This window comes from Pseudomonas sp. O230 (genome assembly GCF_045447035.1).
Lineage (GTDB): Bacteria > Pseudomonadota > Gammaproteobacteria > Pseudomonadales > Pseudomonadaceae > Aquipseudomonas.
The window spans coordinates 1-25984 of record NZ_JBJGXN010000009.1 but is presented as its reverse complement, the minus strand read 5'-3'; the positions used below and the strand labels follow the sequence as shown (position 1 = coordinate 25984).

General features: G+C 53.7%; 17 protein-coding genes and 1 pseudogene. 9 read left to right on the top strand and 9 right to left on the bottom strand.

All coding sequences use genetic code 11. From position 1 onward, the window contains the following. Nucleotides 1-92: 92 nt before the first annotated feature. The 3 genes from ACI77H_RS19990 to ACI77H_RS19980 form a co-directional block, all read right to left on the bottom strand. Nucleotides 93-1394: an NAD(P)/FAD-dependent oxidoreductase gene (locus tag ACI77H_RS19990; protein WP_407013446.1), complete on the bottom strand. Its 1302-nt coding sequence runs from the start codon at nt 1392-1394 to the stop codon at nt 93-95. Beyond that, complete coding sequence (locus ACI77H_RS19985; protein WP_407013445.1) at nt 1391-2479, bottom strand: polyamine ABC transporter substrate-binding protein; 1089 nt, start codon at nt 2477-2479, stop codon at nt 1391-1393. Before ACI77H_RS19985 ends, ACI77H_RS19990 begins: the two co-directional genes overlap by 4 nt. 109 nt (nt 2480-2588) lie before the next feature. Further along, a complete protein-coding gene (locus ACI77H_RS19980) occupies nt 2589-3947 on the bottom strand; it encodes a glutamine synthetase family protein (protein WP_150637048.1) in 1359 nt (452 codons plus the stop codon). Nucleotides 3948-4108: 161 nt separating this feature from the next. On the opposite strand from ACI77H_RS19980, the gene ACI77H_RS19975 reads away from it, so the two are divergent. Continuing rightward, complete coding sequence (locus ACI77H_RS19975) at nt 4109-5017, top strand: helix-turn-helix domain-containing protein (RefSeq protein ID WP_407013444.1); 909 nt, start codon at nt 4109-4111, stop codon at nt 5015-5017. A 64-nt stretch (nt 5018-5081) separates the two neighbouring features. Further along, nucleotides 5082-5534, top strand: a complete 453-nt coding sequence (locus ACI77H_RS19970; protein WP_407013443.1) for a hypothetical protein — start codon at nt 5082-5084, stop codon at nt 5532-5534. Here the strand turns inward: ACI77H_RS19970 and ACI77H_RS19965 are convergent. The 3 genes and pseudogenes from ACI77H_RS19965 to ACI77H_RS19955 form a co-directional block, all read right to left on the bottom strand. Beyond that, nucleotides 5519-6544, bottom strand: a complete 1026-nt coding sequence (locus tag ACI77H_RS19965) for a DUF2955 domain-containing protein (protein WP_407013442.1) — start codon at nt 6542-6544, stop codon at nt 5519-5521. The genes ACI77H_RS19970 and ACI77H_RS19965 overlap by 16 nt on opposite strands. Then, nucleotides 6534-7673 carry an HlyD family secretion protein gene (locus ACI77H_RS19960; protein WP_407013441.1) on the bottom strand — a complete coding sequence of 380 codons (1140 nt, stop codon included), beginning with the start codon at nt 7671-7673 and terminating at the stop codon, nt 6534-6536. The genes ACI77H_RS19965 and ACI77H_RS19960 overlap by 11 nt, the downstream gene beginning before the upstream one ends. After that, nucleotides 7666-9186, bottom strand: a pseudogene (locus ACI77H_RS19955) (efflux transporter outer membrane subunit). Before ACI77H_RS19955 ends, ACI77H_RS19960 begins: the two are co-directional and overlap by 8 nt. Before the next feature lie 106 nt (nt 9187-9292). Here ACI77H_RS19955 and ACI77H_RS19950 point away from each other — a divergent pair. The 5 genes from ACI77H_RS19950 to ACI77H_RS19930 all read left to right on the top strand — a co-directional run bounded on the left by ACI77H_RS19950 (nt 9293) and on the right by ACI77H_RS19930 (nt 14644). Then, complete coding sequence (locus ACI77H_RS19950) at nt 9293-9799, top strand: transporter suffix domain-containing protein (RefSeq protein ID WP_407013440.1); 507 nt, start codon at nt 9293-9295, stop codon at nt 9797-9799. A gap of 68 nt (nt 9800-9867) precedes the next feature. Beyond that, nucleotides 9868-10368, top strand: a complete 501-nt coding sequence (locus ACI77H_RS19945) for a cupin domain-containing protein (RefSeq protein ID WP_407013439.1) — start codon at nt 9868-9870, stop codon at nt 10366-10368. Between the two features lie 494 nt (nt 10369-10862). Then, on the top strand, nt 10863-12698 hold the full coding sequence (locus tag ACI77H_RS19940; RefSeq protein WP_407013438.1) for a Mu transposase C-terminal domain-containing protein: 1836 nt from the start codon (nt 10863-10865) through the stop codon (nt 12696-12698). A gap of 1 nt (nt 12699) precedes the next feature. Continuing rightward, the gene (locus tag ACI77H_RS19935; RefSeq protein WP_407013437.1) at nt 12700-13539 is read left to right on the top strand and encodes a TniB family NTP-binding protein; all 840 of its coding nucleotides are present in this window, start codon (nt 12700-12702) and stop codon (nt 13537-13539) included. Nucleotides 13540-13561: 22 nt separating this feature from the next. Further along, entirely contained in the window at nt 13562-14644 is a 1083-nt protein-coding gene (locus ACI77H_RS19930) for a hypothetical protein (protein ID WP_407013436.1), read from the top strand. A gap of 1402 nt (nt 14645-16046) precedes the next feature. Here the strand turns inward: ACI77H_RS19930 and ACI77H_RS19925 are convergent. Beyond that, nucleotides 16047-16355, bottom strand: a complete 309-nt coding sequence (locus tag ACI77H_RS19925) for a helix-turn-helix domain-containing protein (RefSeq protein ID WP_407013435.1) — start codon at nt 16353-16355, stop codon at nt 16047-16049. A gap of 1185 nt (nt 16356-17540) precedes the next feature. Here ACI77H_RS19925 and ACI77H_RS19920 point away from each other — a divergent pair. Next, nucleotides 17541-17894: a hypothetical protein gene (locus ACI77H_RS19920; protein ID WP_407013434.1), complete on the top strand. Its 354-nt coding sequence runs from the start codon at nt 17541-17543 to the stop codon at nt 17892-17894. On the opposite strand, the gene ACI77H_RS19915 is transcribed toward ACI77H_RS19920, so the two are convergent. Then, nucleotides 17872-18663 carry a competence protein CoiA gene (locus tag ACI77H_RS19915; protein WP_407013433.1) on the bottom strand — a complete coding sequence of 264 codons (792 nt, stop codon included), beginning with the start codon at nt 18661-18663 and terminating at the stop codon, nt 17872-17874. The two genes, ACI77H_RS19920 and ACI77H_RS19915, sit on opposite strands and share 23 nt — an antisense overlap. Nucleotides 18664-19152: 489 nt before the next feature. Between ACI77H_RS19915 and ACI77H_RS19910 the strand changes: the two genes are divergently transcribed. After that, a complete protein-coding gene (locus ACI77H_RS19910; protein ID WP_407013432.1) occupies nt 19153-24990 on the top strand; it encodes a DUF3320 domain-containing protein in 5838 nt (1945 codons plus the stop codon). Nucleotides 24991-25154: 164 nt separating this feature from the next. Here the strand turns inward: ACI77H_RS19910 and ACI77H_RS19905 are convergent. After that, nucleotides 25155-25984, bottom strand: an 830-nt coding sequence (locus tag ACI77H_RS19905; RefSeq protein WP_407013431.1) for a patatin family protein, incomplete at its 5' end; no start/stop codon positions are given.

Here is a 25984-nt window from a genome sequence, read left to right as displayed (position 1 = left end):
GAGCCGGCTTGCCGGCGATTGGGCCTTGAGACTTGCAGTGATCTTGAGGTCGCCATCGCCGGCAAGCCGGCTCCTACAAGGGGGGTTGTGGTTCAGCCGAGGATTTCGCGCAGGCGATACCAGAACATGCCGAGAGCCAGCAGCGGTGAGCGCAGCTTCGGGCCGCCGGGGAAGGTCATGTGGGGCACGGCGCTGAATACGTCAAAGCCTCGGCTGTGCCCGGCATGAATCGCTTCGCCCAGCAGTTTGGCGCACCAATGGGTCACGTTCAGGCCGTGACCGGAGTAACCCTGGGCGTAGAACACGTTCGGATGCTGGCTCAAGCGCCCGACCTGCGGGAAGCGATTGGCAGTGATACCAATCTTGCCGCCCCATTGATAATCAATGCGCACATCGGCCAGTTGCGGGAACACCTTGAGCATTTGCGGGCGCATGTAAGCGGCGATGTCTGCCGGATCACGCCCGGAATAATGACAGGCACCACCGAACAGCAAACGGCGGTCCGCCGAGAGCCGGTAGTAATCCAGGCCAACTTTCTGGTCGCACAGCGCCAGGTTCTGCGGGATCAATTGCTTTGCAACCTCTGGTGCCAAAGTCTCGGTGGCGATGATGTAGCTGCCCGCCGGCAGCACCTTGCCGCTGAGTTTCGGTTCGAGTTCGTCCAGATGCGCGTTGCACGCCAGCACCAGGCTGCCGGCGCGCACCGTGCCACCGGCGCAACGCACCTGCACGGTGTTGCCATGCATCAACTCCAGCACCGGGCTCTGCTCGAAGATCTGCACCCCAAGCGATCGCGCCAGTCGTGCTTCGCCGAGCACCAGATTGAGCGGGTGCAAGTGCCCCGAGCCCATATCCACCAGGCCACCGGCGTACACGCCCGAGTTCACCACTTGTTCACGAATCTGTTCCGGCCCGACCAAGCGCGTTTCATGGGCGTAACCCGAGTCGACAAGGCCTTCCTGCTCAGCCTTGAACGCCGCGAACTGCGCCTTGGTGTTGGCCAGTTCGCAAAAACCCCAACGCAAGTCGCAATCGATGCCGTGCTCGCGGATGCGCTTGCCCACCAGCTCCACCGATTCGGTCCCGGCGCGCTCCAGATAACGCACGCCTTCTACACCGACGTGCCGGGCGAAACCGCTGACCTCGTGGCCAATGCCGCGAATCAACTGCCCGCCGTTGCGCCCGCTGGCGCCCCAGCCGATCCGCCGGGCTTCCAGCAAAATCACCGAGAGCCCCCGCTGAGCCAGTTCGATGGCGGTGTTGACCCCGGTAAACCCGCCGCCGATCACGCAGACATCGGCCATGAGGTCTTCCTCCAACGCAGGGAAGGGCGTCAGCGTATGGGCCGATGCCGCGTAATAGGAGCGCGCATGTTCGTGGTTGTACTGATTCATTTGTTGGACTTCACTTTGCTCCAGGAACGGGTCATCAGCCGCATGATCGCCTGGGGCGGAGTGGTCGAGATGTAGAGCTTGTCGAGGACTTCCTGAGGCGGGTACACCTCGGGATTGTTCACCAGCTCAGCGTCCATGTATTGCTTGGCGGCCGGGTTGGGATTGGCGTAACCGACCGAGGCGCTGACCTTGGCGATGACTTGTGGGTCGAGCAGGTAATTGATGAAGGCGTGTGCTTCCTTGGTGTTACTGGCGTCGGCAGGAATCGCCAGCAAATCGAACCACAGGTTGCTGCCTTCCTTCGGAATCGCATAGGCGATGTTCACGCCGTTCTTGGCTTCCTTGGCGCGGTTGGCAGCCTGGAACACGTCGCCGGAGTAACCGAATGCCACGCAGATGTCGCCGTTGGCCAGGTCGGATACGTACTTGGACGAGTGGAAGTAGGTGATGTAAGGGCGGATGCTCAACAGCTTGGCTTCGGCCTTCTTATAGTCCTCGGGGTTTTCGCTGCGGGGGTCCATGCCCATGTAATTGAGGATCGCAGGAAATACTTCGTCCGCCGAGTCCATCATCGACACGCCGCACTGACTGAGTTTCTTGATGTTTTCCGGTTCGAACAACACGGCCCAGGAATCGATGTGATCAATGCCCAGCACTTGCTTGACCTTGTCGACGTTGTAGCCGATGCCGTTGGTGCCCCACAGGTACGGGACCGAATGCTGGTTACCCGGATCGTTTTTCTCCAGCAGCGCCAGCAGTTTCGGATCGAGGTTCTTGAAGTTCGGCAGTTGCGCGCGATCCAGTTTGAGGAACGCGCCGGCCTTCACCTGGCGCGCGAGGAAGTGGTTGGACGGCACCACCACGTCGTACCCGGTACGGCCGGCGAGCAGTTTGCCCTCAAGGGTTTCGTTGGAATCGAAGACGTCGTAGATCACCTTGATGCCGGATTTGGCCTGGAAGTCGGCGAGGGTGGTTTCGCCGATGTAATCGGTCCAGTTGTAGACGCTGACCTGCGGTTGGGCCTGGGCAACGGCGCTGAACAGGACGGCAAGCGTGAGCGGGACCACGGATTTCAATAGACGCATATCGACACCTCTTGGAGTTATTGGATTCTTCCTGAGCCTTAATGTCCTCTGTAGGAGCCAGCAAGCCAGCTCCTACAAAGGAAACGTGATCTCATAAGACGCGTGGTTGTTAGACGCTAAGAAGCAAAAACTCCCGCTCCCAGGAGCTGATCACCCGCTTGAAGTTCTCGTGTTCCGCTCGCTTGACTGCCACGTAACCGCGGACAAATTTGCTGCCCAGATAACGCTCGATGGTTTCGCATTCTTCCATCTGCGTCAGCGCATCCTCGATGGTGATCGGCAAGCGCAGGTTGCGTCGTTCATAGGCACGGCCCTGCACCGCGGCGCTCGGTTCGACGCGCTCGACCATGCCGAGATAGCCGCACAACAGGCTGGCAGCGATGGCCAAGTAGGGGTTGGCATCGGCGCCGGGCAAACGGTTTTCCACGCGCATAGCCTCGGGACTGGAGGTCGGCACACGCAGGCCCACGGTGCGGTTTTCCTCGCCCCATTCGACGTTCACCGGTGCCGAGGTGTCGGGCAGGAAGCGACGGAACGAGTTCACGTTGGGTGCGAACATCGGCAGCACTTTGGGGATGTATTTCTGCAGGCCGCCGATGTAATGCAGGAACAGCTCGCTCATCTGCCCGTCGGCATTGGCGAAAATCGGCTGGCCGGTGGCAATGTCCACCACACTCTGGTGAATGTGCATGGCGCTGCCCGGCTCGTCGCCAATCGGCTTGGCCATGAACGTCGCCGCCACGTTGTGCTTGAGCGCGGCCTCACGCATGGTGCGTTTGAACACGGTGATCTGGTCGGCGAGGTCCAGCGCGTCGCCGTGACGGAAGTTGATTTCCATCTGCGCCGGGCCGTCTTCGTGGATCAGCGTGTCGAGGTCCAGGCCTTGCAATTCGCACCAGTCGTAGACGTCTTCGAACAACGGATCGAACTCGTTGGCGGCGTCGATGGAGAACGACTGACGCCCACTTTCCGCACGGCCCGAACGACCCAGCGGCGCCTTGAGCGGCAAGTCCGGGTCCTCACAACGCTGGGTCAGGTAAAACTCCATTTCCGGCGCGACAATTGGCTTCCAGCCTTTATCGGTGTAGAGCTGCAGGACTTTCTTCAACACGTTGCGCGGTGACAGTTCGATCGGGTTACCGAATTTGTCGAAGGTGTCGTGGATCACGATCGCGGTAGGCTCGATGGCCCACGGGATCACGTAAACCGCGTCGGAAACCGGCTTGCAGACCATGTCGATGTCGGCCGGGTCGAGCAGGTCGTAGTAGATGTCGTCGTCGACAAAGTCCCCGGTTACCGTTTGCAACAGCACACTTTCCGGCAGGCGCATGCCTCGCTCATGCAGGAACTTGTTGGTGGGCGCAATCTTGCCGCGTGCAATGCCGGTCAGGTCGCTGACGACACACTCGACTTCGGTAATCTTGTGATCTTTCAGCCACGTAAGCAGCTGATCGAAAGGGACATTCATAAAGACCTCGTTATTGGTTTTATTAACGCCGGGGAGGGTGGTTTCATCCGCCACACACTTCCCCTGGGACGCGTTGACGACTATCTTGGGCGAGCCTTGACGTTCCATCTATCCACTTTCAGCAGCACCAAAACGCACCAAACGAGTGCGTAAGGTCACCCATGACAGCGTGCAATCCGATGCAGGTCCAAGCGTTCAACACGGCCGATGTGGCCGAGCAAATCCGCGCCACGCCGGGCTGGGTTCAGCAATACCAGCAGATGTCACCCGGGCATTTTTCGGGACGGGTGCGCTATCTGGACCTGCGAGGTGTAGAGATCTACGAAGAGCACATGAACACTCGGGTCGAGCAGAATTTCAGTGCGCCCGAAGGTTCGCTGGCGTTCTGTTTCGATCGCAGCGACAACGCGCTGTACGTGTTGAATGAAGAAAGCCGCAACATCTGGATCACACCGGAGAACTACCAGGAAATCGCCGTGGTGTTCGGGCCAGAGTTCGTGCAGCGCCACGGTCTGAACGTCGCCCGGCTGGAAGGACTGTTCATGGCGCCGCTCAATTCGGGGCAGAATGCATTGTTCAGTCGCTGGTTGAGCGGGACGCTGACCCGGCTGGCGCAAACCCTCGATCCGCCGAGTCGGGAAGCCTTGACCCAGCAGCTGCTGGAAGACTGTCTGTACATCCTCGACAACGCCTGCGTCTGCCTGGATCGCGGCGGTTTGCAGCGGCGTGCGGAAGAGCGGGGCGTGATGCGGCGCATTGGCGAATGGGCCGCGGATTCCCCGGAAGAAACCCTGAATCTGCTGGAGCTGTCCCAGGTCGCCGGGGTTTCCCTGCGCCAGTTACAACACGCGTTCAAGGCCTACACCGGCATGACGCCGACCCATTGGCTGCGCCTGCGCCGGCTCAACAGCGCCCACCGTGAACTGCTCAACCGCTCGCCGACGCAAACCACGGTGGCCGAAGTGGCGATGCAGTGGTCGTTCTGGCATCTGGGGCGGTTTTCCAGCAGCTATCGGGCGCTGTTCAAAGAGCTGCCGAGCGAAACGCTCAAGCGTGGCCGTCAGTCATAAGTCGGGGGAGGGCGAGCGGGGGTGATCTACACTCTTGATGGCTGAGAATTGCTCGGAGGTCATCATGAACAGGTTGTCTTCCATTGGTCTGAGTGTCGCGCTGTCGGTTGTCGCTATTCAGGGCTGGGCCGAAACAGTGGTCCCGATGAAGGGCCAGACTTCACAACAAACCCAACTGGACATCGACGCCTGCCACAACGTCGCTGCAGGTCAGACTTCGACGACGCCACCAGCATCCGGTGGACGTCTGAAAGGTGCGGCCGTCGGTGCCGCTGCCGGTGCGGCGGGAGCTCAGGTGCGCGGGCGTCAGCACGATGAGTTTTATGACCGCGTCGATGACGACGTAAAACAGGATTACCGGCAGAACCGGGCCAAAGAAACGGCCGCGGCGGGTGCGATGGTCGGAGCATCGCGTCAACGCCAGGAACGCCGGGCGCAGCAGAAAACCTCGGCTTCGACCAGCTCGACGGCCTATACCAGTTGCTTGCAAGGAAAGGGTTATCAGGTTAATCCCTGAGCGTGTTTTGGCGATCGCTGATCCAGCAGGTACACCATCAGGCAGGCATACAGTGTCACCAGAATAAACAATCCCATGCGCACGGCGAACGCGGTGTAGACGTCCTTGCCTGCCAAGCTGTCCTGCACCGACTGGCCCAGCAGAATGATCATCGTGATCAGGGTATTGAGCCAGAACCCCGGGCTTAAACGGGTCGGGCTCAGCGCGTAGAGCTTGCGCGCAATGATCAGACTGAACAGCAGCATCCACAGAAAAAACATCCATAAGTGCACAAACAGGCTGAGCGCACACCAGAACAGCACCGCCAGCACGCCGGCCAACAGGGTCGAACCGACCAGTTCGCGACCGGCGTTGCGGGCCGTGGCAGAACTCTGCTGACCCAAGCCGACCGCCTTCAGAATGATCGGCAGGTAACTGGCCGGATCGATCAGCGCCAACAAAAACGCGGGAAGCACGATCAGGGTTGCACGCAGCGCCACCCGGCCGGCTTCTTCCACCGGCAACGGCGGGGCGACGGGCGGCGACGGCGCGTTGGGCGGTTCGGGGAACAGCCAATGACTCAGCGCGACCACCATCACGGCCAGCAGCAATCCTTTGACCAATGCCCCGATGACCATCGCCGCGAGGTCGAACTCGGCGACGCCGGCCGAAGAAATCATGGTCAGGCCGATCACCAGGAAAGTGACGATCAAATTGTTGCCGCCGCGCAGTCCAAAGCGAAACACCAGAAACAGGCTCACGCCGACAAGCAGTACACCGCTGACCGGGTAATAACGCAGGATCGGAATCAGCAACAGGCCAACGCCGGTGGTCAACATCGCGGCGATCGCGAGCACCAGTCCCGCCTTCAATGGCAGCGGACGATTGACACTCGCGAGCAGCAACAGTGCGAGCACCGGCGCGATAAACGGAATCGGTAATCCCCAACCGAAACTGGCCGCCAGGCACACCGCGGTGCCGGTGGCCAGACGCAGTGCGCGCTGCGCCCGGGGTGTGCGCTCAGTAGGCATACGACAGCCAGCTCATCAGGCCCACAAACACGCGGCCGAGTGGATTCAACAGATTGCCTTGGGTGGGGAACGCCATCACTTCAGCCTGGCCGCCGGCACGAATGGCGCGACTGTCTCGCAGCCGGGCCATCGAGTCTTCGGAAAACTCGATGATCACCGGAAAACGCTGGGCGGGGCGCAGCCAGTCGCGGCTGTTCTGCACACTGGGCAACGTACCGGGCGCCGGCGTCTGACCGACACTGACACCGTAACCGACACTGCGCACGCGCCCGTCGAACACCTCGCCCGGTAGCGCATCCAGAACGATTGCCACTGGCGTATCGAGCCGGATCCGGCCGAGGTTGTTTTCGGTCATGTCCGCGCTGATCCATACGTCGTGGATCGCGATCAGCGTCATCACCGGACTGCCAGCGGCGGCGAACTGCCCGGCGTCAGTGCGCAGGTCGGTGATCAAACCGGCCGAACGCGCACGAATCTGCGTATTGGCCTGATCCAGTTCAGCTTTCGACAACGCAGTGGCCGCGCTGCGCAGCAAGGCGTTGTCTTCCGCGCTGCCGCCTTCCTGCTCGCGCGCACGCTGGACTTCGGCACGGGCGGCGGCGACCTGGCTGACCGCTTGTTCGCGGTTGGCGCGCGACACTTCGAGCAGACGCACGGAAATGGTCCCGGGGTCCTCGCGGTACAAACCTTCAAGACGTTGATTGTCCTGGCGGGCCTTGAGTTCGTTGGCCTGAGCGGCGCGCAAATTAGCCTGGGCCGAAGCAATGCCGGCGGTACTGGCGCCGATCTGGCGACGGGTCGACTCAAGGTCTGCGCGTGCACGGTCGACGGCAATCTGATACGGCTGAGAATCGACCTCGAACAGCACGTCCCCCGCCTTCACGTCCTGATTGTTGCGCACGTTGACACGAGTGACCCGACCGGCCACTTCCGCGGCCACCGGAATGACAAAGGCACCGATCCGAGCCTGTTGCGTATAAGGCGTGTATCGATCGGCCAACAGATACCAGGCCAGGCTCAGGACGATCAACAACAGCACCCACGTGAGCCCTTTTTTCGTCGGATCGGCGGGCGGTTCTGGCGCCTTGGGGGAGGGCGCGTCAGGGGAGGGTTGCGCGGCATCACTCATGGTCCGTTACCTTTTTTGCGGCTGCGGGTTCATCCAGTAAATCGCCCCAGTCCGTGCGTTTTTTCATGTCCTGGCGGGTGGCCGGGTCAACGGTTGGCCGGGCGCTGTACCAACCGCCGCCCAGCGCCTTGTACAGCGCAATCACATTGCTCACGGCATTGCTGCGGCTGACCAGGTAGTTGTCCTGTTGCTCCAGCAGCGCGCGTTGGGCGTCCAGAACCCGCTGAAAATCCGAATAGCCTTCGCGATACTGGGCGCTGGCCAACACCAACGAACGCTTGGCGGCGACCTCGGCCTCGCTAAGGATGCGTTCACGCTCCAGGGATTTGATCAACCCATTGGCGGCATCATCTGCCTCGCGTGCCGCCTGGCGAACTTTGTCGCGGTAGGCCTCGATCAACTGCTGCAACCGCGCATCCTGCACGCGCACGTTGTTGCTGATCTGGCCGTGGTCGAACAGGTTCCAGCGCAGACTGGGGCCACCGATCAGGTCAAGACTTCTAGACGTGCCGTTGAGCGTGTCGGCCGACCAAACGATGCTGCCCAGCAAGGTCAGCGACGGATAGAAATCGGTTTCGGCCACACCGATCAGGGCCGACTGGGCTGCGACATTCAGTTCAGCGGCGCGCACATCGGGGCGCCGCAGCAGCAGATTGGCCGGGACGTCCTGCAATACGGCGCGGTCGACCAGTGGGATCAGTTCTTCATTGTCGACGAGTTGCGGTAGCGCACCGGGTGGCTGGCCAATCAACACCGCCAACGCATTGCGCGTACGCAGCAACTGATCCTCGAAGCTGGGAATGGTGCTCAGGGTGCCCGGGTATTGGGTTCTGGCTTGCTGCAAGTCGAGTTCGGCTTGTTGGCCGCTATTGAACAGTTTTTCGGTGATCTCGAAGTTGCGCTTTTGCTGTTTGGCGTTTTCCCTCGCAACCCGCAAGCGAGCCTGGGTGGTGCGCAGCGAAAAGTAAGTGTCCGCCACTTGTGCGCGCAGCAGCACAAGCACGTCTTCATAGTTGGCCTGCGCGGCGAAGTAACTGGCATCGGCCGACTCGATGGCGCGGCTGAAGCGCCCCCAGAAGTCCAACTCCCAGCCAATGTCGAACCCGGCACTGTATTGCTAGAAATGGCTGTCCTGGGGATTGATCCCGCCGGATTGGCGGCGATTGAAGTACAGACTGTCAGCACTGGCTTGTTGCAGTTGCGGGTAGCGGCCGCTTTGAGCAATCCCCAACTGGGCGCGAGCCTCCATCACCCGCAGGCCGGCAATCTTCAGATCCGAATTGTGCGCGTCCGCCTCGGCAATCAGACGATCGAGGAGCGGATCGCCGAAGACTTGCCACCACTGACGAAAATCCGGGTTCAGGCTGCGTTGACTGGATTGCTCAAGGGCAGGGGAGCTCCAGCGGTCGATCCACGCCGGCTTCGGCGACAGAAAATCCGGCCCCAGACGCACACAGCCACTCAAGCCGAGCACACCAAGCAGCAACAGTTGGCCCGATCGCGTCAGATGCATGCGTGTTTTCCAGTCGAGGAAGCTCACAGGAGCATAGACGTCCAAATGATCAACTGACTGCTAAGCTTTCCAAACGTCTTGACCCTTTCAAATAGGTACGACAGCCATGAATGCACCCCATACCGCTGGATGGCGATTCAAACTGGGCGTCACGATTATTTGTCTGATGCTGGGTTCTTGGTTGATGGTGCCCGTCGTCGCAGCAGCAGGCGTGCCGGGTTCGAAGATCGCAGCGCTGACGGGTGTCCTGTTTATCAGTAACAAAGTGCTGTTGATTGTGGTTATTGCCGTCATGGGTAAATCGGGCTTCCAACAGCTCAAACGCAGCGTATTTGGCTATGTAATTTCACTGACCCCGACGATGGAAACCGAAGTAGGGCCGGTGCGGCATCGAATCGGGGTAGTGATGTTCTGTTTGCCGCTGATCTCGGCCTTTCTGGAGCCGTACGTGGATAGCATCTGGCCGGGACTGCGGCCGAATCTTTGGCAACTGCAGTTGTTGGGCGACTTGATGCTGGTCGGCAGCTTTTTTGTATTGGGGGGCAATTTCTGGGAAAAAGTACGAGCGTTGTTCATTCGAACCGCGCGAGTGGTGAGCACCAGTGCGGTGTGATTATTAATTAACTTAACTAAAGGGCTATTTAGTATAGCTATTTGCCATCATCGTATTCGGAGCAACAATTGCAGCTAAACAGCAAAGCACTCGTGAGCACGCTGAGCCTTGAACTGCACGTCGAGGGTGGGTACTTCCGAAGAACCTTTCAGGCTGATCAACAGCCTTGGGTCGAGACAATTGGCGGCCCACGTTACTCGATGAGCTCCATCTATTACCTGTTGACCACCGATTCATCCATTGGCCAGTTTCACCTGAACCGGTCCGACATCATGCATTACTACCATCTGGGCGACGCCATTCAGTACAGCCTGATTTCCCCGGACGGCACATTGAAAACTGTCGTGATGGGCAGCAACGTCATGGCTGGAGAATACTTGCAGCTGCATGTACCGGGCGGCATCTGGAAAGCTTCGCGGCTGATGAAGGGATCAGCGGGATTCGGCTTGGTCAGTGAAGCGGTATCACCCGGATTTGATTTTGCGGACATGGAAATGGGCGACAGGCAAAAGCTCAGTGACGAGTTTCCAGAGCATCAGGCGTTGATTGAGCAATTGACGCGGGATTGAAGATTGAGGGGAATCAGCGCTTAAAAATGTTGTGAGGAACAACAAAACACCGGAAAATTTTAGTAGCCTGATTTTTAAAGGTTTATTGTAAAAAAGCGATTAAACGTCGGAAAAAAAACACGAATTTTGTTTTTTTTCCGACGTTTAATCGCTTTTTTTCCTGTAAGCGAGGCAGGCTCCGATATAGGAGCTGTAGCCAAATGCAATAGCGTACTCGCTCCGCACATTAAACTGGATCTCGAACATTCACCCTTGTCTCTGCATAAAATTCCGATAAATCGATGTTCCGGAAGAATATTTAGTTATAGAGAAAGTCTCATCTAGCATCAAATATAATATGCAACGTCAATGGTATTGACACTCTACTATAAGTCTTTGTTTTATAGAGCTAAGTTAATTAGTTTAATTAATATTATATAGTATTTTGCGTGCCTTGATTTTTTCACTGCATTAACTAAACATGTGGTGATGCCATCTTAATCAAGGGTAACATTATGCGCCACACCGAACTCAAACCAAACCTCTTGGTAGTTGCTGTAGGGAAGCCCGCGATAGTACTTTCAGTCCAAAGCGAGGCAAAAGTTGAAGTTCAAATTATTTATTCGAAAAGGCGATTGATAGTCGATGTTGATGATCTAGAGTTTTTCCCAACACACCCGGGCTCTTGTGAAGATGTTGTAGATGAATGCCAACCACTACCAAGCGACGAAGGTATTTCTCTCGAAGCGCTACATGTCGCGAGCGAACGTTTTCTTACGATAGAGAAATATCTCGCTGGGCACATCGACTTTAAGCAAGCGCTGGAGCTTACAAAGACAAAAAAAAGCGCATTTTATAGTTTGCTTGGTAGGTTCGACCCAAAGATTGGCGCTAGCTCACTTTATCCTAGAAGGTCAGGTAGAGAAAAATACTATAAGACAATTTCAATCGAAGCGGAACACATTATAAGGGACGCGATAGATAAGGAGTACAAGGGGAAGGCCGCATCGTTTGTAAAGGTATGGGAAGAAGTGCAGGCCCAATGTACAAAATTAAAAATAGCCATACCTTCACAAGGCACCGTAACTTCACGAATTAAAGAACTTGGGCAGCGGACGCTGTGTTTTTTGAAGGATGGCGCAGAGGTGGCCAACCAAAAATTTGGTGCTAAACCAGGGAGTTTGGAACTGGCTTATCCTTTACAGAGGGTGGAGATAGACCATACTCTTGTTGATTGCATATTGGTTGATGAAGAAACCCGCAAGCCACTATTTAGACCGTGGCTAACCTTGGTAATGGATGTATATAGTCGTGTAATTCTTGGCTACTACATAGGATTTAACCCCCCATCCGGGTTAACTGTTGCTTGTGCAATAACTCATGCGACGCTACCGAAGAAACGATACCTGGAAAACTTGGGCTGTAGTCATATAACGCACCCATTTTTCGGCGTGCCAGAAGTGTTGCACATGGACAATGCTGCTGAGTTCCGATCTGTCAAGCTTCAAAGAGCATGTTCGCTACATGGCATCATAACAGAATGGCGACCGCTAGGGCGTAAACACTACGGTGGTCATATTGAGCGTTTGATAGGAACCATGATGACCAGCAAAGTACATTTTTTGCGTGGTACAACGATGTCAAACGTCATCGCAAAGGGCAATTATGATAGTGAAGATCAGGCAGCATTGACAATTGGAGAGTTCACTAAATGGTTTGCAGGTGAAGTTGAGATTTATAATTATAAGATACACTCCGCCTTGAAGTGCTCACCTGCGGATAAATGGAATAAGGCTTTTACCGCCAGCCCCATGCTAACCTCTAATCAGAAGTTAATTACTGACCCATTTACGTTTAGACTAGATTTTATGCCTGAGGATCGCCGAAAAATACACCCTAACGGAATCAGGAAGTTCAATCATGTTTATTGGGCGCCAGAACTACGTCACCATGTTGGATTGAGAAACGTAACGATTAAATACGATCCATTTACTTTATACATGATCTGGGCAAAAATTGACGGCTCGTATATTGAGTTGCGTTTATCTGATTTAACCCATGATACTTTTAGCTATGAGGAATATCTGGTTGCTAATAAGCATGCAGCGCTGGCAAGATCAAAAGAAATGCCGATTAATGTAATTGTTGCTCGTGATGAAAATGAAAAAATTCTAAATGATAGTGCAAAAGCAACTAATCGATCTAGGAAGAAATCTAAGGCAGCAGAAGCATACGCTACGCACACTCTCAATCAGCTTTTTGAATCAGCTGAGCCAAAGCGCTCAGCAGTTGCGAAAACGAACATTGATTTTTCAAAGGCACCTGCTATATATGATAGCGAGGATCTTTGAGATGAGCGATACCATTCAAATAAATCATCTCGAAAGCAGCGAAATCAAGAGACGGATAAGTAATATCCATAAGGATATTTGGATAGACTGCCCTCAAGCTCGCAAAGCTATCGACACAACTCTTAATATCATCAACGTCCCAAAACGTACCACGGCCCCTTGCATGCTTGTTTGCGGAAATGGTGGAAGTGGCAAGACTACCATTGTCAATCAACTAATGAAGATGAACCGAGGACTAGGGTCGCCATTCGTTTTCCTATCGCTTGCAGAAAACCCTAGCAATTTGAAATTTAAGCACCTAGTTTTAGAAGCTATAGGATTGCCAATTGGATTAGCCACCGGCAGAAATAATCTGCCAAATGAGGTCGCAAACTACATCCTGTCACTTCAAATTAAAGCCATTATCATCGACGAGTTTCACGATTGTCTTTTGGTTTCAAAAAATGAGCAGTTGAAAATTCTTTCACTGTTGAAGTGGCTTTCAGGTACTCCGTGCAATTTGTCCGTTATAGGTTTTGGGACGAAAAGTGCACGAAACGCCCTCCAATATGATGTTCAATTGGCCCGACGTTATCATATTCAGGAGCTGGTACCTTGGGGGTTGAATGATGAATTCAGAAATTTTCTGGCAACCCTTGAGCATAAAGTTGGATTAAAAAAGGCCTCAAACTTGCATCAAGAAAAAATGCTTCGCCTAATACATCATCATTCAACGGGGACGATGGATAATGTCGTACGGATCATAAAGGCCGCAGCAATATATGCAATTACTACCGGCGAAGAACAAATTACAAAAGAGCTGATTGAAAAGGCGGCCTCTGAACCTTGGGGTTACAGCTAAAATTGATGAGGCGCATTTATTAATGATGTTCAAAAACGTTCTTCGCCCAATTTATGACGAAACATATTCTTCATGGATAACTAGGTGCGCGCTAAGCCCGAGAATACACTCCGTCTCTGAAAATGATATTTTGTTTTGGGATCAAATTGATTTTGATTTTGAAAATGGGGTTTTGAAGTCGCGTCCATTGGGGATGGAGTTTGATTTTGACGGATCGCTAGGAATACAGCTCGCAAATACGATGCAACTTGATACTCGACTTGTTGAAAGGTGTTTCAAGCCTTCATCATCGCTTCTTTTGGATCAGCGATATCGGCTTTCTTATTGCCATTTATGCATCCATTCAGATGTTGCATTTAAGCGATATCCATCATGGAGAAAATCCTGGTGCTATGTTACCCACCCATACTGTTCGATTCACAGATGTCTCCTAAGTCATATGGGTACAGAAAATCCTTTCCAAAAACAGTGGGCGGCCTATGTGCGTGGTCATAGCGGTGACTATATAGAAGGTCGGGTTCGATTTTATAGAGGTTCACATGGCATCTCACCAGACCAAATTCGTGCATGGTTGACACTTCGAGTTCAAATGTGGATAGACAAGCTCAATAATACAGACCGCTGCGTTCTGCCAGGCACAAATATCATCGTCGATAGCAGTAAAATGAGAGGGGCTGTAGAACTGGTCCTGCGCTTGTTTTTGGTTCCCCGGACAGATCGAACTAAATCTGGCGTGGCAAGAGAACTATTCACCACTGGTAACGCGCTCATTGTTCACAGGATTTTTAACTTAAGTGAGAGACTCGAATACGGAGCGCCTCATAGCGTGCCCTATGAAAGGATGTGCGCTCTGCTCCTACTAGGGATTACATTCGGTATATTTTCCCCGGAGGAACATTCTCTGCTCAATAGTATTATATTGAAGGCAGAGTTCTGGCTGCCAAATTTGAGAGATTTGGGAGCACTTAGTGCTGAACACGTTTACGGTGAGGAGTATGTTGTTCTTGAGCGGCTTTTTAATAGGTCAAATGACGCTTCAGTATTTCCTGGTGATTTTCTCGAAGGAATATTTTCTTCTATGTATAAACCAGAAAACTACCGCTGACAGGTAATTCCATATAGGGATTTACGGATTTTTTTACGAGTTGTTGCATGCTATTTCTTTGGTATCACAACAATCTACTGTGGTTTTATTTTTTTCATGTGCAACTTTCATTTATGTGGCTTGTACTTGTAATAGTCGACGATATAAATCTCCGGTGGTTGTTATGTATCTTCAAGGTGTGGGGGGGGGCAAAGCAGCATCAATGGCGATTCAATGAACGAGATATTGGCAGCAGTTCTTCGCAAAATGCGTTTATGAAAAACTTAATGGTTGCCACTGCTTGCATTGACATCTTAGCCCGCTACCTGCCCGAACCTCTGATGTACGATAAGGACTTGAAGAGGCCTGAAAAGATTCTTAGGACCTCCGAACACACCTAAGTAAGAGGTACGGCACAGCAGGCTTCCTGAAGAGTGCCGCTCCTCCAAATTTTAAATCTTCTTTCGAAGCTTGGGTAGTTTCTTCAAATCAAATGACTGGATTTCAGCTACGCCATGTAAGCTAGTGAAGTAACCTGTTGTATTCAAATTCTCCGCAATTTCGGAAACCAGCCAATGGTGGAAGCGGTACAGCGAGTCGGGAAGAAGATGCCCACCTCTTCTCGTCTCCTTGCGGGTCTTAAGTAGGCTATAAAAGTATACGGGTTCATTGTCTAGAACTGCTGAGTCGCTATGGTTGTATGAAGTACGCAGTCCACAGACATTCCGTTCCACATCAGATATAACATGAAACTGGCTTTCAATTATGCCTTTGGATGTATCTGTGTAAGCAACGATTGTGGTGCACCTGGATGATGATGTGTAAGGTATTCCAAGTAATCTTAATAACAAATTTTCACTGCGTGCTCTTTGAGTAAAGGTTATTTTAATAGGTTTACCCATCAAGCTCGTAACGTGTTCATTGTACTGGTCGTGATTAGATTTGATGTTGAAGTGAACTATGTGATTCATTATTTTTGCCTTTTTATTATTGCTTTTAAAAGTATATCACCTTGGATTATTTAGTTCAATAAGTTGGGTTGTATAATTAATTTCTTTTGTTTTTAATGGGGCTTACTGTGCTTGCAATGTAATTACACTTTTACGGACGTCGACGTAGCTTTAAGTGCAATGTATTTAAGTGGTCGTCGTCTAAATTTTAGGATGCCACACGCATTGTTAGTATGCACTTTCCAATAATGTTGATGCGCTGCCGGTTTGGATCAACGGCGTGTGCTGGTTTTTGCCGAAGCAAATCCTCCAGCGCGCTTCACGACGTAGAACTGAAGGCCTAGGTGGCGACCGAAGTCTGGGGATGTCGTTCGACGTCACCATCGCTGGAGACGGGCCTGGTGGCCTTGGATCTCACCGGCGTCTCTCGATTCCCTGAGTGACCAAGTGATGAGCGAATCGAGGCGGGGAAATCAGCCTTCAGTCCAAAGTCCCAATTCGTCCAGATCCACTTTTGCCTGGGCAATCAGGCGGAGCATTGATTGGTCTGTATCCTGAGCGTAACTGAGCAGGAGGAGGGCGAGGGGGTGAACCCCTAAGGCGTTTGCGATCTCATCGATCTTGGCCAAGGTTGGGACTTTTCGTCCGTGTTCCAAGGCGGAGTAGTAGGTACGCCCTGTCGCCTTTTTATAGACGTCGTGCATGGAGAGGTTTTTGCCGAGACGAATTGTCCTCAGCGCCGCTCCAAAGCTGCCGGTGCTTTTCGACGTATCGTCCGCCATTTTCCGCCCTTAAAAAATCATTGATTGGGCCAGAAAACCTGCTAGCATTCGACTCCCTATAGGGTGCCTTCAATATTTAATTTAGATAGGTCGATATTATATATGTTTATCACTCATGAGCAGTTTCGTGCTCCTTTTGCAAATCTTACGGATGATGATTTGACGTCATGGAGAATCGTTAGTCATAACACTCCCTTCACTTGGCTATATATCTACAATGAGGTGCTGGTACCCACCGAGAATGGCTTCGTTCCAGAGGCAAAGTTTTTACTAATGTATAACCCATTCCATATCGACACGTTGATCGAAGCACAGGGGGGTAGGGGGAGAGTGTTGAGCGTTACGCTGATGAAGCCACCAAGCGAAGGTGGTTTGCATTATCAGTCATGCGTCGTTAATCGGATTTTGCGGTTCAAGTCTGACAAGGGCCTTCCCCGACATGTTTATGAGATTGACTTCCAGGGTATGTCTTATCCCCACGGTCGCCCTGGTCCGACAGAGGAGTTAGAAGTACTGTTTGATGCGGCTAACATTCGTGAACTCTAAGCTGGGACGTTCCATACTAAGGCCGTTGCTCAGAGCCGCAGCATTCTGTGCGGGATTGCTAGAAAAAATGATGCGAGATGACGAAATGTCGCCTGATGCTGGCAAAGGGATTCACGTTACCAAAGGTGGTTCGCTCTACGTCGATCTTGACGAGATTCGGAATTCCCCTGGATCTAAAGAAGCTGCAAGACGGGGGGATTCGGTACTGTCTGCCGGGTATCGCCCCCTTCACTACCGAGCTGAGACGCCTAACAAGAGCTGGACAGTTCGTTGTACCAAAACTAGCGGACATAAAGGCGCGCTAGCGATTGAGCTTCCCACTGACCTTGCCGAGTTTTTGTCGGTTCAGGAGGGGGATGATCTAATCGTTACGAGCAACGGATCAAACGCAGTAAATCTGCGTAAGTCATCTGATCATCTCAGTTGATCGTGATTTTCTGTTTAACCGCTTAGCTACGATCCGTTCTGTCCCAGGTTTATTTGTCTGGTGGACGCATTGCGCGTGTTTTTGTCGGTCGTCGCACCGCTAAACGTATTGGGCCGATAGCTACCGGCTTCGCCGAATTTAGCCAGGTGTTGGGGGTTGTTCTCTCTGTCCTTCCTCACACGACAACCCGCTGCACAGGGCAGAAACCAAACGTGGATGAATCCCGCGTAAACGGGAGAGCCCTACTGTTATGGTCCCAAACGCATCGAGCAGGTACCACCCGAAATAGTACCTTTGCCCGCTTGCAAAAAGCTGTCGCAGGCAGGTTGGAAAAACTGCCGCAACACAAGCGCGAGTTTGCAGATCGTGCTATCAAAAAGGTTTTGAAGAAGTATTACGACGAACCTGCTCACATCCACGCAGAAGAAGTCATCAGAAGTCAGCATCAAGCGTTAACTGGCAACGACATCACTCCGTCCAAGCTTTATCATCTAGAGGGCTTGGCCAAGAGGCGGCCCGGCAATCACGCCCACTCTCTGTTGCTTACTGGCTTAGGAAATCCGTGATCAGGTCCTGCTTAGCAATGAGTTGCAAGCACATGATGGTGTCTTCCCAAGGCCCGTACGGACCAAGCAGGGCGAGGAGGCCATCCCCTAAGTCTAGATACGTGGGTTTAGAGGTTTGATACCAAACATCTCGGGGCCTCATCCAGAGGTACATATGATGCCCTCTGTACGTCGCTGGATAGTGCTCGGCGATTTCAGGTCCGAAATGGAGAAGTTGCATGTTTGTGCCTTCCACTCGTTCCGAGCGCCGGAAGAACATAAGAGGGCCAAAACCTGTGTCATTTCGACGCTGGTGGTCGCGCCACTCTGGGAGAGGAGATATGAATGAAAGGTCCGAGGCGAAAGGCTCGGCTGGGTCCGGGAGCGGGTAGAAGATGTGTAGGTTTTTTCTAAATGGTTCTGCATCTACGATCCAAACCATGTTGCCGTAAAAGCCCTCTCTACTACGCAATTCTTCAGGCGACATGGCTGAATGTTGGAGTTCGATCACGAGGCCGCTGGGCAATTTGACGTCGGCGATGTGCTTCTCGCCTGTGATGTCGTGCTGCACGACTTCATGGTAATCCTCAGGAAAGAATCGCTTCCAGGCCCGGTGCCACTCGCCTTCGTTCTCCCACCACGGATCACATACGCGCCGTCCTTTATGCGCCCAATGCCAGATTATCTGCTCCCCGCATTTTGCGGTCATAGGTGCACCACAAGCTTGGCAACTTCCTTGCGCACCAGGCGAAGGGAGCACTCGGACGCCATCTACCAAAGCTAATTCCATATCAGTAAATCTCCCTAGTGCTCGAAGGTGGCCAACCCTTGTGTTGTAGAAGAACTACGGTTCAGCCAGCGCTATCTGCGTCGTTTGGGTGATGAAAGTTTTTCCTCCGCCATCAGCCGATGAGTCGTAGCGTAGCCACTGCTTTAGATTTGATCGGATAAACACATTTGAGATTGTCATTTTTCATCTCTCATCGGCCAGTCTTCCTTCAAATCGCGCCGTAACCGATAGCCCCTGGTGGTCAACCGGCTTCGCCAAAAGTAACCAAGGACTGGTCGTTAAATCACTTACCAGTGAGTAAAGGTCGAGGTTGCGGGCCTGCGAGAGCCTCCGTGTGGGGTAAAGCAGTCGCTTGATCCCTTTTGTCTGACCAAAAGGTCTGGATTTTGAGACAAAGAAATTCCCAACCAGTGATTAGTCATGGACTATGGGGGTCTTTTTTAGCTGCCTCTTTATGAGGCATGCGCTGGCAGCTTCAGGAGCCCGTAAATGAACATCAAGATTGAGGCAATGATCGCTCGTAAGATCGGCTTCGCTTCCCACCAGAATGCCATTCCACTTGTAAGAGAATTGAGCATTTGGAACCAGGAAGAAACAAATCTTGAAAATCTGATACTGACATTAAGCACCGACCCAGATTTCGTTGAAAGCCGAACCTGGCATATTGACCGTATTCAAGCGGGTGATCGCCTCAGCATTTCTGAACGCGACATCAAGCTGAATGCTGGCTATCTGTCCGGGCTGAGCGAAAGCTTGAGCGCCGATGTGGTCATGCGCTTATCCCGAGGCGACAACGTACTCGTCGAACAGCGCTTTCCCACCGAGCTGCTCGCTCGCACTGAATGGGGTGGATTGAGTGCCATGCCGGAGTTGCTGGCGGCTTTCTGCATGCCCAATGATCCCGCTGTGGACCGAGTACTCAAAGCTGCTTCTCAAGTCTTGCGACGCGCTGGGAAGAAAGACGGTATTGATGGCTATGAAAGCAAATCGCGTACGCGCACTTGGGAGCTTGCCTCTGCGATTTGGTCTGGGGTGTGCAGCTTTCAGTTGAGTTATGCCTTGCCTCCAGCCAGTTTTGAGCAGCAGGGCCAAAAGATCAGGCCGCCAAGCGTCATTCTGGAAAATGGAGTGGCGACCTGTCTGGATACGGCATTACTGTTCGCTGCGGCTTTGGAGCAGGCTGGATTGAATGCCCTGCTGATCATGACAAAGGGGCACGCGTTTGCAGGCGTTTGGTTGCAGCCCCAAGAGTTTTCTCAACTGCTGACTGATGAGGCTTCGGCAGTACGCAAGCGTCTGGATCTCAAGGAAATGGTGGTTTTCGAAACCACCCTTGCTACGCAGGCGCCCGCGCCTAGCTTCTCCCAAGCCGTTGCGGCTGCTGAGCGGCAACTCGATGATGAGCAATTCATCATGGCCGTCGATTTACACCGTGCTCGGATGCAGAAGATCCGCCCAATGGCGCTAGTGTCATCAGTGAATGTATCTGATGTTGCCGATGATGCTCCGCCGGCGGCTGAAGGGTTGGAGGAGGCCCCCGCACTCCCTGGTTTCGATGTCGAAATCAACGAGAGTACCGAAGGTCCTGCCGGGAAATTAACGCTGTGGCAACGCAAACTTCTTGATCTCACCACTCGCAACCGACTGCTGCATTTGCCAGACAGCGCGAAAGGCGTGCGTCTTCTTTGCCCGGATCCAGCAGCTCTTGAAGACCTTCTTTCCAGTGGGCAGCGCATCCGTGTGGTGTCAGTACCTGACCTGAACAGCAGTGGTCGTGATGTAGCCGTATACGAGCAGCAGAATAATGAAAGTCTGGTCGACGAAGTCGCCCGTCAAGCACTTGCTCGGGGTGAAGTACTAGCCAGCCTGGAGAAGACCAAGCTTGAAGCAACCTTGATTGAGCTGTTCCGAAAGGCGCGCAGCGATTTGGAGGAGGGCGGGGCAAACACCCTGTTTTTGGCCATTGGTTTTCTTAAGTGGAAGAAAAGCGCAGAAGATCCGAAGACCTACTCCGCGCCACTGATTTTGCTGCCTGTGAAGCTTGAGCGCAAAAGTGCATTGTCCGGAGTTACGCTGACGTTGCTCGACGAGGAGCCGCGGTTCAACCTGACTCTACTCGAATTACTCCGTCATGATTTTGAGTTGGTGATACCGGGACTCGATGGCGAATTACCAAGCGATGAAAGCGGCATCGACGTAACGGGCATCTGGAATATGGTGCGGCGAGCGGTACGCGATGTGCCTGGATTTGAGGTGAGCACCGAACTAGTTTTGGGCACCTTCTCATTTGCCAAATATTTAATGTGGAAGGATCTGAACGCCAATGCGGCGCAGCTACTGCGAAGCCCTTTGGTTAAGCACTTGTTGGAACCTAGCGAAGCAGGCGAAGGCTTCTCTGGCTCAGACGAGTTTCCTAGGCCCGAGCGTCTGGACTCATCAGTAACGCCTGCTCAGCTTTTCGCGCCATTGCCAGCTGACTCTTCGCAGTTATCCGCCGTCGTGGCATCTGCCAGCACTCATAGCTTTGTAATGGACGGGCCTCCGGGCACCGGTAAGTCTCAGACGATTGCGAACATGATTGCTCACAACCTAGCGTTAGGGCGTCGCGTGCTGTTCGTGGCAGAGAAACGGGCGGCTCTTGACGTGGTTTATCGACGCCTGGCAGAGAAGGGGCTCGGCGAATTTTGCCTGGAGCTGCATTCAAGCAAAGCGTCCAAAGTTGAGGTGCTCAAGCAGCTGGATCGCGCATGGGATGTCCGTGACGCATTGAGCGCCGAGGATTGGGAGCGTGAGGCGGCTCGACTGCAAACACTGCGGTCGCGACTTAACCAGTTGGTCGAGGTCCTGCATCGTCGCTGGAGCAACGGTCTTTCCCTGCATCAGGCGATTGGTCGTGTCGTTCGTGATCACGGCCCCCAGACGCCGAAACTGGCTTGGCCACCAAGCAAGGAGCACGATGCTGCCGAGTATGGGCAGTTGCTCGATCTCGCGCGTCGGCTTGGGCTTAACGGTGTTGCCGCGCGCGACCTGTCAGGTAAGTTCGGTGGTCTGGCGCAGACACAATGGTCGAACGCCTGGCAGGCACAAATTGCAGACGCCTCACGTGAGTTGCCACAGGCCCTTGATGCGTTAAATGCTGCAACTGAGAGGCTTCTCGGCCTCACTCACTTGGCGTTGCCTGTGACTGAAGCCACACAGGCACAGCAACTTCATGATTTGATCAGCCTGGTCGTTGAGTCCTACGGGATGAACCTTTCATTCGCGTTTGCACCAGATGCAGTCACGCGTATAGAAGCAGCGCGGCGTGCTTGCCAGTTGATCGAGAGCTATCGGGAGCTGGAGGAAAGCCTGTCACTGAATTACGCCGATGAAGCTTGCCGTCGAATACCCCTAGAGGCAATGCACAGTGAATGGCGAGATGCAGAGGGCAAGTTCTGGTTTCTCGCCACTTTCGCCAAGAAAAAAGTAGCGAAGAAACTGGCCTCGTTAGGTGGTGCGGCCGGTCTTCCGGATACGCTTGGTGACCTCGCGATTTTCGAGCGCCTGCATTTGCAGCTTGTTGAGCTGGACACACTGGCAAGTGACATTCAGGCGATCCCTGGCTGGCAAGGTTTGAAAAGCGATACCGTCCGTACAGTACGCGCCCTAACATTGGCTGAAACTCTGCGCGGGATGCTGAGTGGCTTGGCCGAATCACCTGATCACTTGGTTTCTTTGCGCGGCGTAGTCGCGCGTCTGGTCATCGATGCGAATGAAATGTTGGCGCCGGGTGGGCAAATCAGCGCAGCGTTATCGGCATTGCAGCAGGCATTGTCTCGCTATGAAGAAGCCGCTCGGCTATTCGCTGGATTGGCTGCAAGGGACGCAGACACGCATCCAAGCGTTGCAGCGTTGCGGGCTACGTCACTTTCTATCCAACAGCAGGAAGAACAACTCAAGGCTTGGTGCGACTGGTGTCGAGTGCGTGAGCAGGCGGCTGAAGCCGGACTTGCAAGCCTCGCCCAAGCACTGGAAACAGGACACCTAATTCCGTCCGCAAGCGAGGAAACGTTTGTCACGGCCTACGCCCATTGGTTTGCGACACACGGGATCGACAGCGAGCCGCTTCTGAGGAATTTCGTTGCTGCCGAGCACATGAGTGAGATCGGTGCTTTCGTTCGCCTGGATGATGAAATCGCGAAGCTGACGGTGCGTTATATTCGGGCGAAATTATGTGGCCTGATCCCTTCAAAGAATGACATCCCTAAAAGCAGCGGCTTTGCCATTCTCAAGCATGAATTGCAGAAGTCTCGCAGGCACAAACCAGTCCGGCAGTTGGCTATAGAGATGGGCGATGCGCTGAATCGTCTAGCCCCCTGCATGCTCATGAGCCCGTTGTCGATTGCACAGTTCTTGCCTGCCGATCAGCCTCCTTTCGACTTGGTTATCTTCGATGAGGCTTCGCAAATCGCGCCATGGGATGCAATCGGGTCGATAGCCCGAGGTAAGCAGGTGGTAATCGCCGGCGACCCGCGTCAGATGCCGCCTACGAACTTTTTCAGCCGCGGCCCGAATGCTGGCGACGATGACACGGCCGAAGACATGGAGAGCATTCTTGACGAATGCTTGGGAGCAGGGGTGCCGAGCCACAGTTTGAGCTGGCACTACCGCAGTCGCCATGAAAGCCTAATCGCGTTCTCCAATCACCGTTACTACGACAGCAACCTCATCACCTTTCCCGCGGCGGAAACTCGTGCAAGTGCTGTCGAGTGGCGAAGGGTTGAGGGCGTCTACGCAAAAGGGAAAGGGCGTTACAACCAGGCTGAAGCTGAAGCCATCGTCAGTGAGACCGTCAAGCGGCTGACCGATCCTGCGTTTGTGGCTGCGGGTCACTCGATCGGTATCATTACGCTTAACTCCGATCAGCAAAAGCTGATCAATGACTTGCTGGACACCGCCCGTAAGCAACATCCACAAATTGAGCCCTTCTTTCAGGACACGCAAACCGAACCTGTTGTCGTCAAAAACCTAGAAACGGTCCAGGGAGATGAGCGAGATCTGATCATGCTCGGGATAGGATATGGCCCAACCGAGCCGGGTGCCCAGGTCATGTCAATGAACTTCGGACCTCTCAACAAAGACGGTGGATGGCGCAGGTTGAACGTTGCTATCACACGGTCACGACGAGAGATGTTGGTGTTCACTTCGTTCGACCCATCGATGATCGATCTGAACCGGACCAATGCCCGCGCAGTCAGGGATTTGAAGCATTTCATTGAATTCGCCCAGCGGGGTCCAAGGGCACTTGCCGAGGCAATCCAGGGCTCGGTAGGTGGTTATGACTCGCCATTTGAAGAAGCTGTCGCCCAAGGGCTGCGTCGTCTTGGTTGGCAAGTAGTCCCTCAGATCGGTGTGTCGCGTTTCCGCATCGATTTGGGCATTGTTCACCCTGACCGCCCAGGCGACTACTTGGCCGGTGTCGAATGTGATGGCGCCACATACCACAGTGCCGCCACGGCTCGTGATCGTGACAAAGTACGAGGCGCTATTCTGAGTGGTTTGGGATGGAACCTGGTACGGCTGTGGTCCACTGAGTGGTGGGTCGATAAGGAAGGCGCGTTACAGAAGCTCCACGCAGATCTGAACAACCTACTGGCCCAATCCCGAGCAAGCACTATCGGCAGTCAGGTAACCGAGGAGCCACTGGCCGCTCCGATTACTGTCGATTTCACAGCCGACTCTGCCGTTATCGAAGAAAATTCCGAAGTACCCGTGACCACGGCGAGTGTGTTACCAGCCGAGATCGGTGAGGTTCGGATAGCTCGGGCTCATACTCAACAACCAATCTCCTTGGGACAAAAGGGCGAGTATCGAGTCGCTGATCTTTCTTCCCTTGCGCCCCTAATTCAATCCGAGCAGTTTCACTCGCCTGCTTACAACTCGGTGCTCCGTCAGATCATTCAAGAGGTACTGCGCCAGGAAGCCCCAATTCTCGACGCACTCTTAGTCCAGCGTATCGCTCGCGCGCACGGCTTCCAACGATCAGGGCGGCTTATTCGAGACAGAGTGTTGGAGTTGGCCGAACAGCACCATCACGTTCAGCTGGCGGGATTTGAGGAAGTATTCGTCTGGCACGCCGAGGGCGATGTGATGGAATGGTCGACATACCGCGTTCCGGCATCTGCCGGTGACGCGCGTTCTATCGAGGAGATTGCGGCCGAGGAGTTGCGCATCGCAGCGAGCATTATCGGTGCAGGGGACCGAGCCCTTGAGGTTGCCAGATTACTAGGTGTCAAACGTCTCACAGGCGCGGCGCGTGAACGCATAGAGCGAATCCTGAGTGCATAGGGTCTGATTGATTCGTGGTGACCATAAAATAACTGATGTGGTCACTACGATACTAAGACTTTGGGGGGGGCTTTGGCTCAGAGCGTCTAAGCGCTTTATTCAATTTGAGCATCGAGATCCAAATGGTCGATGCAGCGGTTTTGCTAAATCGCTCAGTGGGTGTCTCATAATCCAGTTTTTTCCGAGTACGGAGATTTAAGCCACGGATAACCCTTCGCGCTGAGCTGAAAGGAGTAATCGAATAAACGCTTCATATACTCACCGTCGAATTTCCGTTCATGCGTTACGTCAAAATCGGCGCCAATGAACGCTAGATTAAAATCAGCTCCATCCTGCTGCGCCATACGGTAGATTCGCTCCAGGTCGCTGATCCCCTGAGTCTGAATCAATGTACTGATAGCGCGGCCGCCGATGTTCAATGTGCGGCGCTTCGTCCCGGACCACTGAGGGTCCAGCGTCCCGTTACGAATGACGTAGAAATTACGGTCGCGTCGCAAAGGTGCTCCAGTAGACTTGCTCAGCTCCGTTATGGTGGTAGGCGGGTAGAGAAACACTTGAGTGATTACCCCTCCGTCCACGTGCATTTCCTGGAACTGTTTGCCATCAACTTCCACATCGATCATGACGGGTGAGACTGCACCGGGAATGCTCATCGAGGCGAGCATGATGTTTCGAAAGAGATCGAGCGCTCCCGATGCCTGACTTGAGGCAATGGCGCCCATGTTCCAAGTGACTGGCCGACCTGAGTCAAGGTCAGTGGTTCCGATTAGCAGTATTCGTCCTTTGGCGTATTCCGATGCGATCGCTGTAAGAATCTCAGCAGTGACATACTTCGCGATGAGTCGCGACAGTGGCTTGCTGTCCGCAATGCCATCGCTGGCGAAGCGGGTTAAAACGTTTCGCGAATGAAAAATGTCCTTTGGGCCGATTGCGTTGGAGAAATAACGAATCACTCCATCGTACTCAGACCCGAGGAAAGCGAAAGGGGCGACGA

Bases quoted from the DNA above. Each gene is read 5' to 3' on its own strand.
- ACI77H_RS19990 (WP_407013446.1), bottom strand. From the start codon at position 1,394: ATGAATCAGTACAACCACGAACATGCGCGCTCCTATTACGCGGCATCG.
- ACI77H_RS19985 (WP_407013445.1), bottom strand. From the start codon at position 2,479: ATGCGTCTATTGAAATCCGTGGTCCCGCTCACGCTTGCCGTCCTGTTC.
- ACI77H_RS19980 (WP_150637048.1), bottom strand. From the start codon at position 3,947: ATGAATGTCCCTTTCGATCAGCTGCTTACGTGGCTGAAAGATCACAAG.
- ACI77H_RS19975 (WP_407013444.1), top strand. From the start codon at position 4,109: ATGACAGCGTGCAATCCGATGCAGGTCCAAGCGTTCAACACGGCCGAT.
- ACI77H_RS19970 (WP_407013443.1), top strand. From the start codon at position 5,082: ATGAACAGGTTGTCTTCCATTGGTCTGAGTGTCGCGCTGTCGGTTGTC.
- ACI77H_RS19965 (WP_407013442.1), bottom strand. From the start codon at position 6,544: ATGCCTACTGAGCGCACACCCCGGGCGCAGCGCGCACTGCGTCTGGCC.
- ACI77H_RS19960 (WP_407013441.1), bottom strand. From the start codon at position 7,673: ATGAGTGATGCCGCGCAACCCTCCCCTGACGCGCCCTCCCCCAAGGCG.
- ACI77H_RS19950 (WP_407013440.1), top strand. From the start codon at position 9,293: ATGAATGCACCCCATACCGCTGGATGGCGATTCAAACTGGGCGTCACG.
- ACI77H_RS19940 (WP_407013438.1), top strand. From the start codon at position 10,863: ATGCGCCACACCGAACTCAAACCAAACCTCTTGGTAGTTGCTGTAGGG.
- ACI77H_RS19935 (WP_407013437.1), top strand. From the start codon at position 12,700: ATGAGCGATACCATTCAAATAAATCATCTCGAAAGCAGCGAAATCAAG.
- ACI77H_RS19930 (WP_407013436.1), top strand. From the start codon at position 13,562: ATGATGTTCAAAAACGTTCTTCGCCCAATTTATGACGAAACATATTCT.
- ACI77H_RS19925 (WP_407013435.1), bottom strand. From the start codon at position 16,355: ATGGCGGACGATACGTCGAAAAGCACCGGCAGCTTTGGAGCGGCGCTG.
- ACI77H_RS19915 (WP_407013433.1), bottom strand. From the start codon at position 18,663: ATGGAATTAGCTTTGGTAGATGGCGTCCGAGTGCTCCCTTCGCCTGGT.
- ACI77H_RS19910 (WP_407013432.1), top strand. From the start codon at position 19,153: ATGAACATCAAGATTGAGGCAATGATCGCTCGTAAGATCGGCTTCGCT.